Genomic DNA, 17,015 nt, shown 5'->3' with positions numbered 1-17,015 from the left:
CATGTGGCGCGCGTACAATTGCGGCGTCGTCAACTTCGCAGTGCATGCGTGCTGCTTTTCCGGTATGGCCTCACAGCCACGACCTAGACCCTTACTACCAGCCGGCCTTTTGTTCCCCGGCCTCCGTTCGAGCCCCATCTGAGTCCGCCCGCGTCAGGCGCCAGACCCAAGGCCCGTGCGGGGCCGTCTTGTGTTTTCCCGCGCGATGGTCGAACAAGCAACCCAACTCAAATCGCTCGAGCGCAACCGGCTCGAGCCCGAAGATGCCCAGGAAGCCCTGGAGCATGTCCAGGAACTGCTGCGACGCCAGCACCTGGTCGAAGAACTGGTCCACCGGCAGGAAGCCGGCGATACCCGCGCCCCGCTGGTCGAGGCCCTGGTCCATCGCCAGCATGACGCCGAACTCGGCGCGCTGCTCGAGGACCTGCATCCGGCCGATATCGCCTTCATCCTCGAATCCCTGCCCAAGGAAGACCGGCAGGCGGTCTGGCAACTGGTCCGTCCCGAGCGGGCCGGCGAGATCCTGCTGGAGGTCGCCGACTGGGTCCGCGAGTCGCTCATCTCGACCATGGACCAGGAGGAACTGGTCGCCGCGACCGAGAACCTCGAGGCCGACGAGCTGGCCGACCTGGCCCCCGACCTGCCGCCCGAGGTGGTGGCCGAGGTCCAGAAGGGCCTGACCGACGAGGAGCGCGCCCGCCTGACCGAGGTCATGAGCTACCCCGAGGATTCGGTCGGGGCCATCATGGACTTCGAGATGGTCCGCGTGCGCAACGACGTCACGCTGGAAGTGGTGCTGCGCTACCTGCGGCGCCTGCAGGAACTGCCCGACCACACCGACCAGATCTTCGTGGTCGACCGGCACGACAAGCTGATGGGCAGCCTGGCCATCAACCGCCTCATCGTCAGCGACCCCGATACGCAGGTGGCCGACGTGATGGAAACCGAGATCCTGACCCTGGCGCCGCTGGACGAGGCCGACGAGGCCGCCGCCGCGTTCGAGCGCTACGACCTGGTGTCGGCGCCGGTGGTGGACGCCGTGGGCCGCCTGATCGGGCGCGTGACCGTGAACGAGGTGGTGGACGTGATCCGCGAGGCCTCGGACGAGCAGGCGCTGTCCAAGGCCGGCCTGCAGGAAGAAGACATCTTCGCCCCCATCCCGCAGGCCATCCGCAACCGCGCGCCCTGGCTGCTGGTCAACCTGTGCACCGCCTCGACCGCCGCCTTCGTCGCCTCGCGCTTCGAGGACACCGTGGGCCACATCGTCATCCTGGCCTTCCTGATGTCCATCGTCGCCGGCATAGGCGGCAACTCCGGCAACCAGACCATGACCCTGATCATCCGGGCTCTGGCCGTGGGCCGCATCAACTCGGCCAACGTCGGCAAGCTGGTGCGCCGCGAGCTGGAAATCGCGCTGGTGGTGGGCCTGGGCGGCGGCGCGGTCGCCGCCCTGTTCGCCTGGGCGATCTCCGGCCGCTACTCGCTCGGCCTCGTCATGATGGCCGCCATGGTCCTGAACCTGCTGGTCGGCGCCTGCATAGGCATGCTGGTCCCCCTGACCCGCAGCCGCTTCGGCAAGGACCCGGCCATCGGCTCCTCGGTCCTGCTGACCTTCGCGACCGACACCATGGGGTTCTTCATCTTCCTGGGCCTGGCGACGCTGTTCCTCCTATAGCCGGTCACCGGTTCCAGTTATAGATGTCCAGGGAGTTTTCACCTGCCGCCAGGCGCTCGATGATGCGGGCCTCATCCTCCTCGCGCTGGCGGGCCTTGGCCAGGACCTCGTCGATGCGGGCGCGGGGAATGGCGACCACGCCGTCGGTATCGCCCACGATCAGGTCGCCCGGCTGCACGGTGACGTCGCCGAACAGCGTCGGCGCGTTGATCCAGCCGCGCGCATCGAAGTCCTTGCCCGTGCCCCGTATGCACAGGCCGCGCGCGAAAACGGGAAAGCCGAAGCGCTCCAGGATGGCGCCGTCGCGCACGCAGCCGTCGATGACCAGCCCCGCCAGGCCGCGGGCGCGAGCCGCCTGCGACATGACCTCGCCCCAATAGCCCGCCTCGTAGTGGCCGCCGACGTGCACCACCAGCACGTCGCCCGGCTGCGCGGCGACGATGGCGCGATGCAGCCACAGGTTGTCGGCCGGCGGCGACTGTACCGTCACGGCGGCACCGCAGATGCGGAACGAGGGATGCACCGGCTTGATCGCCGACGGCAGCGCGCCGATCTTGCCGGCCGCCTCGTGCAGCGTCGAACTGGGCAGCGCCGCGGCCTGCTCCAGCTGGGCCGGGCTGGGCCGCTCGATATCCACCGTGACGGTGGGCAGCGACATGAACGGGAAACGGCTCTGGCTCATTTCTTCCTCGTTTGCAGGGTGTGATAGCCGAACTCGCGCCGCGCCTCGTCCAGGCGCATGCCGCCCCGCACCGCCTCGCGGATGCGGTCTTCGACCATCGCGATCTCCTCGGCCGCCGCCAGCACGGCTTCCTCGTGCGCCTGCGGCACCGCGACCAGCCCGTCGGCGTCGCCGCGCAGCAGGTCGCCCGGCGCGACACGGGCGTTGCCGATATTGACCGGCACGTTGGTGGCCTCGACCTGCACGCGGTCCTTGCCGGTGCGCATCCAGTGGTCGCGGCTGAAGACCGGGTAGCCCAGGTCCATGCACAGCGACACGTCGCGGCAGATGCCGTCGATCACGGTGCCGCCCAGCTTCCGGCGGTGGGCGATCTCGGTCATGATGTCGCCCCACACGGTGCAATCCACCCGTCCGCCATTGTCCAGCACGACGACGTGGCCGTCGGGCACGTCGTCGATGAAATCGCCCACCGTGCGCGGCGGCGTGGAAGCGGGGCCATACAGGATGGTGAAGGCGCGTCCCGCCAGGCGGAAACCGGCGGTGCGGGGCTTGATGCCGTGGCACTGGCCCTGGATGCCCAGCCGGTCCAGCGCATCGCTCAGCGTGGCGGTATCCAGCCTGGCGATGCGTTCTACGTTCTTGTCCATGTCGTCTCCGGTCGTTCGTCGTTGCGCCGCCCCGTTTCAGCGGGCCAGCATGTTCTCGTAGTTGGCGCCCATCACGTCGGTGATGCGCTGGCCGGCCATCAGCGCGCGCGCCATGGCGGCCTCGCGCGCGGCGATCTCCTCGGCCACGCGCAGCACGGCCTCGGCCTGCTCGGCGGGTATGAACACCGCGCCACTGCTGTCGGCGACCGCGTAGTCACCGGCCTGGACGGTCACGTCGCCGATCCGCACGGGTACGTTGGTACCCGCCTCGGCCACGCGGCCGCGCGCGGTGAACGCGGTGGTGGCGCGCGCATAGATGGGGAAGTCGTACTCGTTCGCCTCGTCCGCATCGCGTACCGGACCGTCGGCGATCACGCCCGCCAGGCCGCGCAGCTTCGCGCCCAGCGACAGGATGCCGCCCCACGATCCCGCGTCCACGCCCGTGCGCTGTTCGACGACGACGATATCCCCGGGCTCGGCCGCTTCGATGGCGGTGGTGCCCAGGTGCCGGGGCGGCCCGTCGTGGCGGGGCGCCTGCGACGCCTCGACCAGCTTGAGCGTCACCACCCGCCCGGCAATGCGGCGGCTCGCGGCGCGCCTGGGCAGGCCCGTCACCGTCCCTTTCAAGCCCAGCTTGTCCAGCGCATCCGAAAAGGCGCAGCTGTCGATGCGCTGCATGCGCCGCACGATGTCCTTGCTATCCATGTCTTGCATTCCCTCGGTTCTTGCGCCGCGTCATTGCCACGACGCGAAGGCCATGCCGCTGCCCGTCCCGGCCTCGGTCCGGTAGCACGGCACGTAGTCGATCACTTCCATCCTGCGGCCCAGGTCGTTCATGGCCGCCACCAGCGGATACCAGCTCTTGATCTCGCAGGTATTGCCCTCGAAATGCGACTCGGGCACGGCGGCCAGCGCCGCCTCGTCGCCCCTGCGCATGGCGTCCAGGATCCGGCGGTCCAGTTCTTCGTCCACGACGAAATGGGTGAAGCCGCCCGAGGCCACGATGGCCACCCGCAGATCGGACGGCAGCGCCGCGATGCCCTTGGCCAGCGCATGCCCCATCTGCAGGCAGCGCCGCGTGAGCGGCCGGTTGGGCGGCACGCCCACGTTGGTGAAGACGGGCACTGACGGCGGCGGCGCATCTTCCATGATGCGGCGGTAGATGAAGCCGAAAGCGTGGGGAATGCCGTGCTGGCGATCCGCGCCGCCGGGCAGCCGGTACGACACCGCCACGTCGAAGGACTCGGCCACCAAGGCCTGCACCAGGCTCTCGGCGGTCCGCCTGTCGCCCGGATAGATCGCGCCCCCTGGCGGGCAGTGGCCTTCCTCGGCCACCGCGACGCCGGGCGGCAGGCGCCGGACCTGCTCTTCGGACAAGGGGGTGTTGGGAATCTCGTCGCCGGCATAGACGGTAAAGCCGGCGGTCAGGTCCTCGCGGAAGACCTCGCGCTGGTCGTTGCCCAGGATGATGGCCACGTCCGGCCGCGCGGCGCGGAACCGCCGCGCCATCTCGTCCAGCGCCCGCTGGCAGGCGTCGTGGCGCAGTTGCCGCTGCGGCAGGCTGGCCTCGTCGTGGAAGCCCGGCTGCCGTTCCGCCAGCAGCGTGGCGTAGTCCATCTGCCTGCCGCGGTACCAATGCCGCTTGTTCTCGCGATCGGCGCCCGCGCGCAGGTCCCACATGTCCGGCGGCGTCGCCAGCAAGGGGCCGTGCGAGCACGCCAGCGCGCACACTACCTCAGCCATTTCCGTCTCCTTGGATCACGGCGTGCGTTCGATTCGTTGTCATGGTCAGTCCTCGGCCATGGCCAGGGCGAGCGCATCGGCGATCACCTCCCGGTCCAGGCCCTTGGTGATGAACACCAGGCGGGAATCGCGATCCTGGTCAGGCCACCGCGCGAGCGTGACGGGATCGTGGAACAGATGCTGTACCGCGTGCACGGCGACCGGCGCGCTTTCGCCCCTGAGGTTCAACAGGCCCTTCATCCGCAACAGGGCATCGCCATGGAAATAGGCCAGCCCGCCCAGCCAGGCGCTGACGCGTTCCCAGTCCAGGGGCTGCTGGAAACGGAAGGCGTGCGTGCGTATGCCGGCGTCGTGCCGGCCCGCCCTGCCCGCATGCTCGCAATCCGGGCCGCAGACGTGACGCATGACACCGGCCAGGTACCCGTCCGGTTCCGGTTCATCGCCGGTATCGGCCGCGCGGTGCCGAGGCAGCGCGCCCACTTCGAACAGGCGCGCCGGGTCCACCTCGCCACGGTCGGCGCGCACCACGTCGGCCCCGGGATTCAGGCGCGCCAACCGCCCCAGCAGGGCCTCGGTCCGCGCCTCGTCCACCAGGTCGGTCTTGGTCAGTACCAGGCGGTCCGCCACCGCCGCCTGCTTCACGGATTCGGGCTGGCGGTCGAGCTGGGCCTCCGCGTTGACGGCATCGATGGTCGAGATGACGCTGTCCAGCGCATACAGCTGGCGGACATCGGCGTGCCTGAGCAGCGAATGAATGATGGGCGCGGGATCGGCCAGCCCGGTGGTCTCGATCACGACCCGGCGAAAGGCCGGGATCTCGCCCCGCTCGCGCTTGTCGTGCAGCTCGCGCAGCGTGGCGGTCAGGTCGTCGCGTATCGTGCAGCAGACACAGCCGCTGGCCAGCAGCACGGCCTCGCCGCTGACCGCCTCGACCAGATGATGGTCCAGGCCGATCTCGCCGAACTCGTTGATGATGACCGCAGTGTCGGCCATGCCCGGATGGCGGATCAGGCGGCCCAGCAGCGTGGTCTTGCCGCTGCCCAGGAAGCCCGTCAGCAGCGATACGGGGGTGCGCAGCGCGGGCGCATTGGCGGTCGTGCTCATGTCCGTCCCTTCGGGCACGGGGCGCGCCGGCGGCGCCCCGTCCTGGTTCCTACTGCCGCAGCTTGAAGACCTTGCGGGCGTTGTCCTCGAAGATCTTCTTCTTGTCGGCCGCGCTCAGCCAGTCGAAGCCCTCGATCAGCGGCTTGACGTCGTCCATCGAGCGGCCCGTGGCCGGATCGACCGACGACCCCACGCCGGGGCACTCCGTGCCGAACAGGCAGCGGTCCACGCCCACCGTCTTGATCAGCAGGCGCAGCGCTTCCTCGGTATACAGCACCGTGTCGAAGTAGAGCTTTTCCAGGCGATCGGTGAAGCGGTCGCCCTCGGGCCGCCGCAGCGAGGGCGCCTGGAAGCGGCCCAGCTGGTAGGGGATGGCGCCGCCGCCGTGGCTGACCACCACCTTCAGGTCGGGGAAATCCTTGTAGACGTTGGAGTTCAGCAGGCCGAATACCGCCACCGTCTCTTCGTTGATGAAGTGCAGCGAATAGGGCACGCGCTCGGAACGCGATCCCGTGCCGTGGATGTGCGCCGGCACGTCCAGTTCGCACAGCTTCTCGTACAGCGGATACCAGTAGCGGTCGCCCAGCGGCGGCGCTTCTTCCGAACCGTTCTCGAACGGATCGGGGTTCAACAGACAGCCGCCGAAACCCAGTTCTCGGATGCAGCGCTCCAGTTCGGGCAGCACCCGCTCGATCGGCTCGCCCGCCACCTGGGGCAGGCCCGCCACGCCGGCGAAGGTCTCCGGAAAAAGCTGGGTCTGCCGGTAGATGATGTTGTTGCACTCCTCGGTGAACCAGTCGATGATCCGCGCCGGACGCTCGGACTGCATCAGCTGGAAAGGACGGGGCGACACCAGCTGCAGGTCCGTGCCGTGTTTCTTCAGGTAGTCCAGGTGCCCCATCGGCCAGGTCTCGGCCTTGTTGGCGGCGGCCCGGATCTCGTCGTCCGTGACTTTCACCTTGCCGCGGCCGTGGCTGCCGCGGCTGGCGAGCAGGCTCGCCTTGTAGGCCCACAGTTCCGTGGGCGCGCTTACGTGGGCATGGCAATCGATGATCATGGGTGGGTCTCCTCCAACCTCGCTATAACACTCATACAGTATTATACATATCCGCCGCATTTGGACCAGTCCCGGCCCTTGCGGCGCGGAGGGACTCAGTGGCCCCCGTCATCCTCCAGTCCCATGGCCTGGCGATACGCCCGCGCCACCGGTTCGGGCTGTCCGGCCTGGAAGACATAGTCGTGCAGGTGCCGGCCGAACACCGGATGGGCCTTCAGTTCCGCCAGCGGCAGTCCGCCGGTCAGGATCTCGCGAAAGGCAAGGGGCAGTTCCACCCGGTGATTCCTGTCCGGATCGCGCATCACGCCCTTGGGGTCCGCGCCTGCCGCCACGGCATCCAGTTCCTCGAAGAACTTCTTGCGGATCATGGTGATGCCCCGGTCGCTGGCGCTCAGGTTCTCCAGGCTGCGGTCCGCGATCCGCCCCTGCCCCACCCATGCCACGAAGTCCTGGTTCATCACGTGCGACGAGATCCAGTCGCCGCGCTCGTCGCGGATGGGGCCGTGCCAGGTGGGAATGGAGGGCTGCACATACGGTTCGCTTTCCCGGGGAACGCGGGTGTAGGACCAGCACACGCTCAGCGTGTTCTCGTCGTCGATGGGCACGCGCCACTCGAAGTGGTCCCCCAGGAACACCGCGTTGGGCCACAGGCAGACGCGCCCGACCGCCCACAGCGGGTCCTCTTTCCTGCCGTTGCCCCGGACCCGCCGGTACAGGAAGCCATGCTCGAACTCGTCGAAGCCGACCTCCTTGTGCACGGGCGAATAGGGTTGCAGCACCCCCTGCTGGCGCAGGCTCCAGTTGTTGTGCATCCACTCGAAGTGCACCGGATCGATGGAGTTCTCCTGGCACTGGAACCAGTTGCAGGGGATTTCCGACAGCACGATCTGGCGAAAGCCGTTGGGCCACGAAAAGGCCTCCCAGTCGGGCAGGAGCGGCGCCGGGGCCGGTCCCATGTAGGCCCACAGCAGGCCGGCCTTTTCCTGGACGGGATAGGCCGTGATCCGGATGCGGTCCTTCATGCGCGCCTCGGGATGGGCAACGTCCTCGTAGGGTTGCTCCAGGCATGCGCCGTCCGCGCCGAAGCGCCAGCCGTGATAGTTGCAGCGCAGGCCCTCGGACTCCGGGAAACCGTAGGCCAGGTCCGCCCGGCGGTGCGGGCAATGGCGATCGACCAGCCCCCATCTGCCTTCCAGGTCGCGATAAAGCACCAGGTCTTCGCCGAACAAGCGCACGGCCTTGGTTGCGCGGCTGTCGAACTCCGTGACGCCCGCGACCGGCATCCAGTATCGCCGCAGCAGTTCCCCCATCGGCGTGCCCCGCCCCACGCGGGTCAGCAACTCGTTCTTTTCTTGGTTCAGCATGATCAGCCAGTGTCTAAGGATAGAAAGGAAGAGCGCGAGGCTCCATGCCTATATATATTATATATCATACTTACACCAGGCAAGGCACGGCGCCCTATAATGCGGTCCACCGCCGTCACGCTTTGCCCTCAAAGGATCAGGATTGGTCAGCAAGCCTCTTTCTTCGCCCCCCTCGTGGGCAGCCGTCCCCAACGCCACGCTGTCGGGCGGCATCGTGGCGCAGATACGGGCGGCGGTCCTGAACCGGGAAATCGTCGCCGGACAGTTCCTGGGCAGCGAAGCCGCGCTGTCCGAGCAGTTCGGCGTCAGCCGCATGGCGGCGCGCGACGCCCTGCGCACGCTGGAAGGGCTGGGCATCGTCGAGATCCGCATGGGCGCCCGCGGCGGCGTCTGGGTCGCCCAAGGCAACCCGGACCGGCTGGCCGACGCGCTGGCCATCCACCTCAAGCTCATCGGCATCACCTCGGGCGAAGTGTTCGACGCGCAGATGGCGATCGAGGAAATGGCCGCCAGGCTGGCGGCGGAACGGCGCGACGAGGCCGACCTGGAGCATCTGCGCGGCGTGTTGGCCGAGCTGTCCTCGCTGAAAGGCGAGCTCGACCGCTTCGCCGATGCATCCATGCGCTTTCACGAAGCCATCGTGCGCGCGTCCCACAGCCGCATCCTGCTTGCGCAGTTCCACGCGCTGAGTTTCGTGCTCGAACCGGTGCTGCGCCCCAACCTCACTTCGGCATCGGCGGTCCGCATCGTGCGCCACCACAAACTGCTGCTCGAGGCCATCGAGTCCGCCGACGGCGTGGAAGCGGCCAGGCTGATGCGGGAACGGTTGGCCTACCAGCGCGCCAGGACGCTGTCCCAGGAAGCGGACACCGCCTCGCGCGCGGACTGACGCCCCTCCCCCTCGAGTCCTGCTCCGCCCGCTGTCCTGACCCGGGACGGCGGGCGGAGCCGCGTGCGCTCATGCTTTTCTCTTGTCTAATTTCATATATATTATATATTATAGATAGAGTCCGGCACGTAGAAAGCCGGCCCACCCCAGCATGGAGACAGCCATGGTTCACGCGTTCCCGTTCTCAGCCGGACTGCCGCTTGCGGTCGGGCTGCTCGTCTGTTGCACCGGCGTCCAGGCGCAGCCCGACCCGGCCGCCTCGTCGCCCTACCCCCGCCGCGCGGTCAAGATCGTCGTTCCCTACAGTCCGGGCACCAGCGCGGACGCCATCGCCCGGCGCGCGGCCGAACAACTGTCGCAACGACTGGGCCAGAACACCTATGTCGAGAACCGGTCGGGCGCCAGCGGCATCATCGGCACGGCCTACGCCGCCGGTGCCGCGCCGGACGGCCATACGCTCATGGTCGGCCCCACCACGCTGGTCATCACGCCCGCCTTTCGCCCCACGCCCTACGATCCGGTCAAGAGCTTCGTGCCCGTGGGCCAGATCGCCGAAAGCGCCCAGGTCGTCATCACCGGCGCGAACACACCAGCCGGCAACTTCAAGGAACTGGTGGCCCTGCTCAAGGCCCGCCCCGACGATGCGTCCTATGCCTCGCCGGGCATCGCCTCCACCGCCCACCTGTACACGACCGTGCTGCAGAACATGGTGGGGGTGAAGATGCGCCACATACCCGCCGGCGGCCTGAACAGCGCGATCATGGACGTGGTCCAGGGCAGCGTGACCATGATGATCGCCCCGATCGAGGCGGCGCGGCCGCTGGTGGCCTCGGGCAAGCTCAAGGCCATCGCCCAGACGGGCGCGGCGCGCTCGCCCCTGATGGCCGACGTGCCCACCCTGGAGGAACTGGGCTATCCCGGCTATCGGCTGGCGGTCTGGGTCGGGCTGTACGCGCCGGCGGGAACCCCGGAGCCTGTGGTGGCGCGGCTCAACCGCGAGCTGAAGGCCATCTTCGACGCGCCGGCCATGCGCACCGCGCTGGCCGATACGGGCTTCAACGTGGTGCTGGGCTCGCCCGAGGACCTGGGCCGGCTCACCCGCGCCGAATTCGACCGCTGGAAACAGGTCATCAAGACCGAAGGCATCAGCCCGGAATAACCCGCGGCACGGTGGGACACCCGTCAGGCCGCGCGGGCCGCGGACACCCGGGCCGGCTCGCCCTGTCCGGGCGCGCCGCGATGGATGAACGCGGGCGACATGTCGGCGAAACGGCGGCAGCCGATCTGCGCCAGCGTGGTCCGGACTTCGTCGGCCAGCACCGGCAGCGTTCCCACCGCCTCCCGGACCGCGCGCGAGGCATCGCCAGCTCACGCCGCCGCGCCACTGAGCCTTCATGAAGGCGGCCACCCGGTGGATGTCGCCCCCTTCCACGTAGCGCGCATAGAGTCCCACTTGACCAACTCGCGCATCATGCCGCCCTGGTCGAGCATCTCCTGCGCCCAATGGATCTCGCCATTGCGCGAACCGCGCTTGCCGTCCTGGAAGGCCTTCGCTTTGTCTTGACACGAACACCCAAACACGCATACTGTATGTTAAATAGCAGACTTAATTCACCAACAATGAACGACTTGCAGGCAGACCCGCATGGTTGTCGCCGGATGCCGAGGGAGACGACACATGCTTAGCGAAGCGAAGAACCGTCAATTGACTCGGGTGGGGCCCGGCACCCCCATGGGGGAACTGCTACGGCGCTATTGGCACCCGATCGCGGCGGTCAGCGAATTCGACAAGATGGAGACCAAGCCCGTCCGGCTGCTGGGCGAAGATCTCGTGCTGTACAAGGACCTGGGCGGCAACTTCGGCCTGATCGACCGGCGCTGCGCCCACCGGCGGGCGGACCTGTCCTATGGCTTCGTCGAGCAATCGGGCCTTCGCTGCAACTACCACGGCTGGCTGTTCGACCGCGACGGCCGCTGTACCGAGCAACCCTACGAGGACATCGCGGCGCCCCATGCCCGCATGAAGGAACGCCTGCGCATCACCGCCTATCCGGTGGAACAGAAGGCCGGCATGCTGTGGGCCTATCTCGGCCCGCCGCCCGCGCCGCTGGTTCCCAACTGGGAACCCTTCACCTGGAAGAACGGCTTCGCCCAGATCGTCATCTCCGAGATTCCCTGCAACTGGCTGCAGTGCCAGGAGAACTCCATCGACCCCGTGCACTTCGAATGGATGCACTCGAACTGGAGCATTCGCCTCAAGGGCGAGACCGGCCCTTACGCGCCCACGCACATCAAGGTGGATTTCGAGGAATTCGACTACGGCATCATCTACAAGCGGCTGCGCGAAGACACCAGCGAGCGCCATCCCCTGTGGACCGTCGGCCGCGTCTGCCTGTGGCCACAGGCGTTCTGCCTGGGCGACCACATCGAATGGCGGATCCCCATCGACGACGAGAACACGCTCAGCATCGCCTGGGCCTTCTCGCGCGTTCCCAAGGAACAGGAGCCCTATGAACAAGGGCCCATCCCGGCCTGGCACGGCCCCGTGGTGGATCCCGACACCGGCCGCTGGATCTCCAGCCACGTCATGAACCAGGATTTCGTGGCCTGGGTCGGGCAAGGCACCATCGCCGATCGCACCAAGGAAAACCTGGCCTCCAGCGACCGCGGCATCGCCATGCTGCGCAAGCGCTTCGGCGAGGACATGGACGCCGTGGCGGATGGACGCGATCCCAGCGGGCTGATCCGCGACCCGGCCGTGAACGAATGCGTCGAGCTGCCCATAGCCGGACGCCATCTGTTCACCGAGGGCCTGACCCGTGAACAACTGCTGGCGCATCCCATACTGGGCAAGCACCTGGCCGACTATCCGTTCCAGGCCGGACAGCCGGACGAGGTCAAGGCCGCCTACCGCGCAGCGATGGGCCTGCGCGACGAGGACGTGCAGGCGCACTAGCTCCGCGCGTAAGCCAGGACAACCCGGCATGGCCGGGTTTTTCTTCGTTGACACCCCCTCTTTTACTTATACAGTATGCGTAATTAGACCGGATCATCGCCGTAACGGCAAGCGCCCGCGCGTGCGCCGCCTGTACGACGCGGGCTCACGCCTTGGCTTCCGGGGTACGGAAGCGCTGGGCAACGGCTAGAGCGCGCACTTCGTCATCGAAGGCGGCTTCAACATGGACAACGGCGGCAACATCGATCCCAACGGCAGGCCAAACACGTCGACCGGGTCGGATTGGGTCTCCAGCGGCTTCGGCGTGCAGAGCGGTGGCATAGGGCGCGGCATGGCGGTGGGCGTGGTCCGCGTGAACGACACCGTCAGGTACATCTCGCCGCGGCTGTTCGGCCTGTTCGAGGTCATCGTCGGAGCGTCCACCACCAAGCCATTTGCTCGTTTTCTGGTAAGAGGCAGGGGCCCGAGGTCATGAGAGCGGATATAATTGCTCATACAGTCTGCGACTTATGAACGGTGGAACAGAAAAAATGGCACGTACCAGAGCCGATCTACCAGTATGGCGCGCCGGACGCACCGAATCCACGGCCATGCGCGTTGAAAAACAGATCAAGGAAGCCGTGCTGGACGGCAAGCTGCAACCCGGCGATTTCCTGGGTTCCGAGAACGATCTGGCCGAGCAGTTCCAGGTCAGCCGCCTGCCCATCCGCGAAGCCATGGGGCGGCTGCAAGCGCTCGGCGTGGTGGACGTGCGCACGGGCGCCGGCGGCGGCACCCGCATCGCCAACGGCAACGATGCGCCGGTGGTCGAAGCCCTGGCCATCCAGCTCAAGCTGATCGGCGTCGGTTCGGACGAGGTCTTCGACGCTCAACTCATCATCGAGGCCAGCGCCGCCGAACTCGCGGCCAAGCTGGCGAACGCCGACGACATCGCCAAGATGGAAGCGTGCCTGGCGCGGGTCGAGGAGTTGGTGTCCTCGCCGGAGGACTTCACGCCGGAGAAACTGACCACCGCCTCGCTGGCCTTCCACCAGTCCATCGTCGACGCCTCGCACAACCAGTTCCTGTCGTCGATCATGAAGGCGATCTCGTACGTGCTGTACCGCTCGGTCAATCCATACACGACACCAGCGGTGGGCAAGCGGCTGGTGCAGCGGCACCGCAAGATGCTGGCGGCCATCGTGGCGCGCGACGGCGAACTGGCCAGGCAACTGCTGACCGACCACGTGGCCAAGGTCCGCGCCAAGCACGGCGCCGCGGACAAGAACGCGGCCGGCAACTGACCGCGTCCCGGGTGGCCCGCGCGGGCCACCGGCCTCGGCCCTAGTCCACCTGGATGTTGCGCGCCTTGATCAGCCGCGCCCAGCGCGTCTGTTCGTCGCGCATCAGCGTGGTCATCTGCGCGGGCTGGTTCAAGGCGGGAACCGAACCGATCTCCTTCAGGTTCTCGATCATGGCCGGATCGGCCAACACCCGCGCGATGCCCGCGTGGATGGCCTGCACCTTGTCGGCGGCCATGCCGGCGGGCGCCAGCACGCCGAACCAGCTCACGCCGTCCACCCCCGGATAGCCCTGCTCGGCAATGGTGGGGATCTCGGGCGCCGATGGACTGCGCTCCGTGCCCACCAACCCCAGGGCCTTCACCTTCCCCCCCTTGAGCAGCGGAAGCGCCGCCGGCAGGTCGACGAACACGCCGGCGATCTGGCCCCCCATGACGTCGGTCAGCGCGGGAGCCACGCCCTTGTAGGGCACGTGGACGAAGTTGCCACGCGTGGCGTCCTTCATCAGCTCCATGTACAGGTGCGTGATGTTGCCCGTTCCGGCCGAACCGATGGGAACGGGATTCGCGGACTGGCGGGCGTAGGCGACGAATTCCTTCATGTCGCTGGCCGGAAGCTGCTTGCCCACCAGCAATGCGGTGCCATTGGCCACCACCCGGCCGATCGGACTGAGGTCCTTCAGCGGATCGTAGTTCAGGTCCTTGTACAAGACGGGGCTGATGGTCAGCATGCCCGAGGTCGCGAACAGCAGCGTGCCGCCGTCGGGCACGGCCTTGGCCACCGCCTGCACGCCGATCGCGCCATTGGCGCCGGGACGGTTGTCGACGATCACGGTCGCTTCCAATTGCGGGCCCAGGCGCTCGGAGAGCTTGCGCGCGATCAGGTCGGCCGGACCGCCGGGCGAGAACGGCACGACCATGCGGATCTGGCGCGGCAGGGGCTGGGCGGCGGCGTTGCCGGCCAATGTCGCGGCCAGCAGGAACAACGCGGACCGCAGGACGGGGCGACGGGCAAGCATGGGGAATTCCATGGACGTTCCTTGAAGAAAAATGTGCGGACGGACGCGCTCAGGACGCGCGGCGGACGACGCCCACGCCCGGGCCTTCCGGGACATGGAGATGGCCGTCCACCACCTTCAGGCCCTCGAACGGATCGTTCAGCAGCTTCTGGAACTCGGCCAGTTCGCAGGCATAGGTGATGTTGGGCAGCGCCACGGCCAGGTGCAGGGCATGGGCAGCCAGCAGCTGGCTGCCGACGTTGGCGCCCATCCGGCACCCCAGGTGCGCCACCTCGCAGATGCGCGCGGCCGTCTGCACGGCCCGCAGCCCGCCCATCTTGGGCACCTTGAGGCTGACCGCGTTGATCGAGCGGCTCGCGGCCAGGCGGTAGGTCGACGAGGCGTCGTAGGCGCTCTCGTCGGCCTCGATGGCGATGCTGGAGGCGCGCGTGACTTCCTGCAGGCCGTCCAGGTCGTCGGCCCGCACCGGCTGCTCGATGATGTCCACGTCGAACTCGACGGCCCGCTGCGCGAACACGACGGCATCCTTGGCGCGATAGGACTGGTTGGGGTCGGCCACCAGCCGCACGGCGTCGCCCACCTGGCGCCGCACGGCGCGCAACCGCTCGATGTCCTCGCGCACGGAGCCGCCCACCTTGAGCTTCAGGTGGCGGTAGCCCTGGTCCACCAGGCGCTGTGCGCGCTCGGCCATCTCGGGCGGCGTCTTCAGGCCCAGCATGCGGCAGATCGCGATACGGTCGGTGGTCTTGCCGCCCAGCAGCTCGTACAGCGGCACGCCCAAGAGGCGCGCCTTCAGGTCGTGCAGCGCGCAATCGATGGCGGCCTTGGCGGGGTTGTTGCCCACCAGCGCCGCCTGTACGCGCACCAGATTGGCCTCGATCGCCATCGCGTCCTGGCCGACCAGCGCCGGACAGATGCGCTGCAAGGCGCCCTCCACCCCCAGCGCGGTCGCGGCCAGGTGCGGAAAGGCCGCGGCATAGCCCCAGCCTCGCGTGCCGTCCTCGGCCGTCAGCGTCAGGACGACGGCATCGTTGGTCGGATAGGCCTGGCCCGCGAACTTCCAGTTGGGATCTTCGTCGGGCAGGCTCAGGTGTTCGAGGGAAAATGCGGTGATCTTCAACGGCTTCTCCGGCATGGCAGGGATGCGGCCACTCTATCAGCGGCCCGAGCGTGCGATCATTCGCATTCAGGCGGCCGGGCAAACCAAATGGTTATGGGCCGGCCGTCCTCTTCTTCCCGCCATCGGGGTTCACATGGAAGCCGAGCGATCGATCGAGCGCGTGCTGACCACCCAGGTCAAGCTGCGCCACCTGCTGATGTTCAAGACCGTGGCCGAATGCGGCGCCCTGTCGCGCGCGGCGGAAACGCTGCACATGTCGCAGCCCGCGGTATCCAAGACCATCCACGAACTGGAGACACTGCTGGGCGAGCGGCTGCTGGACCGCACCGCCAAGGGTGTCGTGCCCACCGTGTTCGGCAGCCACGTGCTGCGCTATGCCCATTCGCTGCACGCCGAGCTCAAGCGCGCGGCCGATGAACTGACCGCCCTGCGCCAGGGCTCGGCCGGCAAGCTGGCGATAGGCAGCTACATGGTGGCGCTGCCCACGCTGCTGCCGCGCGCGCTGTCGCTGTTCTTCGCCGGCGGCGACGCCACGCGCGTGTCGGTGGTGGACGGCAGCAAGGAAAGGCTGCTGAGCGGACTGCAGGCCGGCGAGATCGACATCGTCGTGGGCCGCATGTCCGAGCAGGACGGCCATGGGCAGATCCGGCAGATCCCCCTGTACTTCGAACCCATCGTGCTGGTGGCGGGACGCCAGAACCCGCTGGCGGGCAAGGCCGCGCCCACGCCAGCCGACCTGGCTGCGCAGGAATGGGTCATGCCGCACGCGAGCAGCGTGGCGCGCACGCCCATCCACCTGTTCTTCGCCCGCGAGGGGCTGGACCTGCCCGCCCGCATCGTCGAGACCCTGTCGTTCCCGCTGATACGCGCCCTGCTGCTGCAGCGGGACATCGTGGCCGCGCTGCCGTGGCAGATCGTCCGGGCCGACATCGAGCAGGGTGTCCTGGCCAAGCTGCCGGTGGACATCGGCTATCCCGCCCTGCCCGTGGGCATCATCACCCACGCCCACAACAATCTGTCGGCCGCCGCGCTGCGCATGGTGGACAGCCTCAAGCAGGCCGCCGGCGAGCTCTACCACCGCCCGCCCGCGGCCTGATGCCGGTCAGTTGCCCTCGGCGGTGGCGGGCGCGGCCGCCGGGTTCCATTGTCCGCGCCGCATGCGCGAGATCTTCACGCTCTTGAACAGGCCGGCCTTGCGGAACGGCTCGTCGCGCGAGAACGCCTCCGCCTCGGCCAGGCTGCCCACGTTCAGGATCAATACGCTGCCGGTGCGCCCCACGCCGTCCTCGGCCAGCATGGCGCCGCCCAGCACCAGCCTGGATTCGAACCTGGCCAGGTACTCCAGATGCGCGGGCTTGACCCGCTTGCGGATCTCCGCCGCGCCGTCGTCCCGGTCTTCCTGGTAGATGATGTACAGCATGCGCGCTCCTTGTCGAAACGGCCATGATACGGAGCCGCCGGCCGCTGCCGCATTCCAGTT

At 67.9% G+C, this 17,015-nt stretch carries 18 protein-coding genes; 7 read left to right on the top strand and 11 right to left on the bottom strand.

Annotated features, from left to right (window positions below; genetic code table 11):
• Positions 1–205 precede the first annotated feature (205 nt).
• Positions 206–1,675: a magnesium transporter gene (gene mgtE, locus ABD104_RS13300; protein WP_087841705.1), complete on the top strand. Its 1,470-nt coding sequence runs from the start codon at positions 206–208 to the stop codon at positions 1,673–1,675.
• A 4-nt stretch (positions 1,676–1,679) separates the two neighbouring features.
• Here mgtE and ABD104_RS13295 read toward each other — a convergent pair whose 3' ends face one another.
• From ABD104_RS13295 to ABD104_RS13265, 7 genes are all read right to left on the bottom strand, one after another.
• Positions 1,680–2,357, bottom strand: a complete 678-nt coding sequence (locus tag ABD104_RS13295; protein WP_087841706.1) for a 4-carboxy-4-hydroxy-2-oxoadipate aldolase/oxaloacetate decarboxylase — start codon at positions 2,355–2,357, stop codon at positions 1,680–1,682.
• Positions 2,354–3,004, bottom strand: coding sequence for an RraA family protein (locus ABD104_RS13290; protein WP_343927652.1), 651 nt, complete (start codon positions 3,002–3,004; stop codon positions 2,354–2,356). Before ABD104_RS13290 ends, ABD104_RS13295 begins: the two co-directional genes overlap by 4 nt.
• Before the next feature lie 36 nt (positions 3,005–3,040).
• Complete coding sequence (locus ABD104_RS13285; RefSeq protein ID WP_343927651.1) at positions 3,041–3,709, bottom strand: RraA family protein; 669 nt, start codon at positions 3,707–3,709, stop codon at positions 3,041–3,043.
• Positions 3,710–3,739: 30 nt separating this feature from the next.
• Positions 3,740–4,747: a DODA-type extradiol aromatic ring-opening family dioxygenase gene (locus ABD104_RS13280; protein ID WP_087841708.1), complete on the bottom strand. Its 1,008-nt coding sequence runs from the start codon at positions 4,745–4,747 to the stop codon at positions 3,740–3,742.
• A gap of 45 nt (positions 4,748–4,792) precedes the next feature.
• The gene (locus tag ABD104_RS13275) at positions 4,793–5,851 is read right to left on the bottom strand and encodes a CobW family GTP-binding protein (RefSeq protein ID WP_343927650.1); all 1,059 of its coding nucleotides are present in this window, start codon (positions 5,849–5,851) and stop codon (positions 4,793–4,795) included.
• Between the two features lie 49 nt (positions 5,852–5,900).
• Positions 5,901–6,908 (bottom strand): amidohydrolase family protein, encoded by a 1,008-nt coding sequence (locus tag ABD104_RS13270; RefSeq protein ID WP_087841709.1) that lies wholly within the window; start codon positions 6,906–6,908, stop codon positions 5,901–5,903.
• Between the two features lie 95 nt (positions 6,909–7,003).
• Positions 7,004–8,272: an aromatic ring-hydroxylating oxygenase subunit alpha gene (locus tag ABD104_RS13265; protein ID WP_087841710.1), complete on the bottom strand. Its 1,269-nt coding sequence runs from the start codon at positions 8,270–8,272 to the stop codon at positions 7,004–7,006.
• A 142-nt stretch (positions 8,273–8,414) separates the two neighbouring features.
• On the opposite strand from ABD104_RS13265, the gene ABD104_RS13260 reads away from it, so the two are divergent.
• Both ABD104_RS13260 and ABD104_RS13255 read left to right on the top strand, forming a co-directional pair.
• The gene (locus ABD104_RS13260) at positions 8,415–9,161 is read left to right on the top strand and encodes a FadR/GntR family transcriptional regulator (RefSeq protein ID WP_087841711.1); all 747 of its coding nucleotides are present in this window, start codon (positions 8,415–8,417) and stop codon (positions 9,159–9,161) included.
• A 163-nt stretch (positions 9,162–9,324) separates the two neighbouring features.
• A complete protein-coding gene (locus ABD104_RS13255; protein ID WP_165963329.1) occupies positions 9,325–10,320 on the top strand; it encodes a Bug family tripartite tricarboxylate transporter substrate binding protein in 996 nt (331 codons plus the stop codon).
• 23 nt (positions 10,321–10,343) lie between these two features.
• Here the strand turns inward: ABD104_RS13255 and ABD104_RS13250 are convergent, their stop codons facing one another.
• Positions 10,344–10,496 (bottom strand): hypothetical protein, encoded by a 153-nt coding sequence (locus tag ABD104_RS13250; RefSeq protein ID WP_165963328.1) that lies wholly within the window; start codon positions 10,494–10,496, stop codon positions 10,344–10,346.
• Between the two features lie 343 nt (positions 10,497–10,839).
• Here ABD104_RS13250 and ABD104_RS13245 point away from each other — a divergent pair, with 343 nt between their 5' ends.
• The 3 genes from ABD104_RS13245 to ABD104_RS13235 all read left to right on the top strand — a co-directional run bounded on the left by ABD104_RS13245 (position 10,840) and on the right by ABD104_RS13235 (position 13,400).
• Entirely contained in the window at positions 10,840–12,117 is a 1,278-nt protein-coding gene (locus ABD104_RS13245; protein ID WP_087841713.1) for an aromatic ring-hydroxylating oxygenase subunit alpha, read from the top strand.
• Positions 12,118–12,340: 223 nt separating this feature from the next.
• The gene (locus tag ABD104_RS13240; protein WP_132980550.1) at positions 12,341–12,592 is read left to right on the top strand and encodes a hypothetical protein; all 252 of its coding nucleotides are present in this window, start codon (positions 12,341–12,343) and stop codon (positions 12,590–12,592) included.
• A gap of 115 nt (positions 12,593–12,707) precedes the next feature.
• On the top strand, positions 12,708–13,400 hold the full coding sequence (locus ABD104_RS13235; protein WP_279815596.1) for a FadR/GntR family transcriptional regulator: 693 nt from the start codon (positions 12,708–12,710) through the stop codon (positions 13,398–13,400).
• 40 nt (positions 13,401–13,440) lie between these two features.
• Here the strand turns inward: ABD104_RS13235 and ABD104_RS13230 are convergent, their stop codons facing one another.
• On the bottom strand, positions 13,441–14,415 hold the full coding sequence (locus tag ABD104_RS13230; protein WP_343927649.1) for a Bug family tripartite tricarboxylate transporter substrate binding protein: 975 nt from the start codon (positions 14,413–14,415) through the stop codon (positions 13,441–13,443).
• 49 nt (positions 14,416–14,464) lie between these two features.
• A complete protein-coding gene (locus ABD104_RS13225; protein ID WP_165963325.1) occupies positions 14,465–15,535 on the bottom strand; it encodes a mandelate racemase/muconate lactonizing enzyme family protein in 1,071 nt (356 codons plus the stop codon).
• 133 nt (positions 15,536–15,668) lie between these two features.
• Between ABD104_RS13225 and ABD104_RS13220 the strand changes: the two genes are divergently transcribed.
• Positions 15,669–16,631, top strand: a complete 963-nt coding sequence (locus tag ABD104_RS13220; RefSeq protein ID WP_165963324.1) for a LysR substrate-binding domain-containing protein — start codon at positions 15,669–15,671, stop codon at positions 16,629–16,631.
• A gap of 6 nt (positions 16,632–16,637) precedes the next feature.
• On the opposite strand, the gene ABD104_RS13215 is transcribed toward ABD104_RS13220, so the two are convergent.
• Positions 16,638–16,955 carry a YciI family protein gene (locus ABD104_RS13215; RefSeq protein WP_087841719.1) on the bottom strand — a complete coding sequence of 106 codons (318 nt, stop codon included), beginning with the start codon at positions 16,953–16,955 and terminating at the stop codon, positions 16,638–16,640.
• Positions 16,956–17,015: the final 60 nt, after the last annotated feature.

The organism is Pigmentiphaga daeguensis, assembly GCF_039523035.1.
GTDB classification, from domain to species: domain Bacteria; phylum Pseudomonadota; class Gammaproteobacteria; order Burkholderiales; family Burkholderiaceae_B; genus Pigmentiphaga; species Pigmentiphaga daeguensis.
This window is presented reverse-complemented; position numbering and strand designations above follow the sequence as displayed.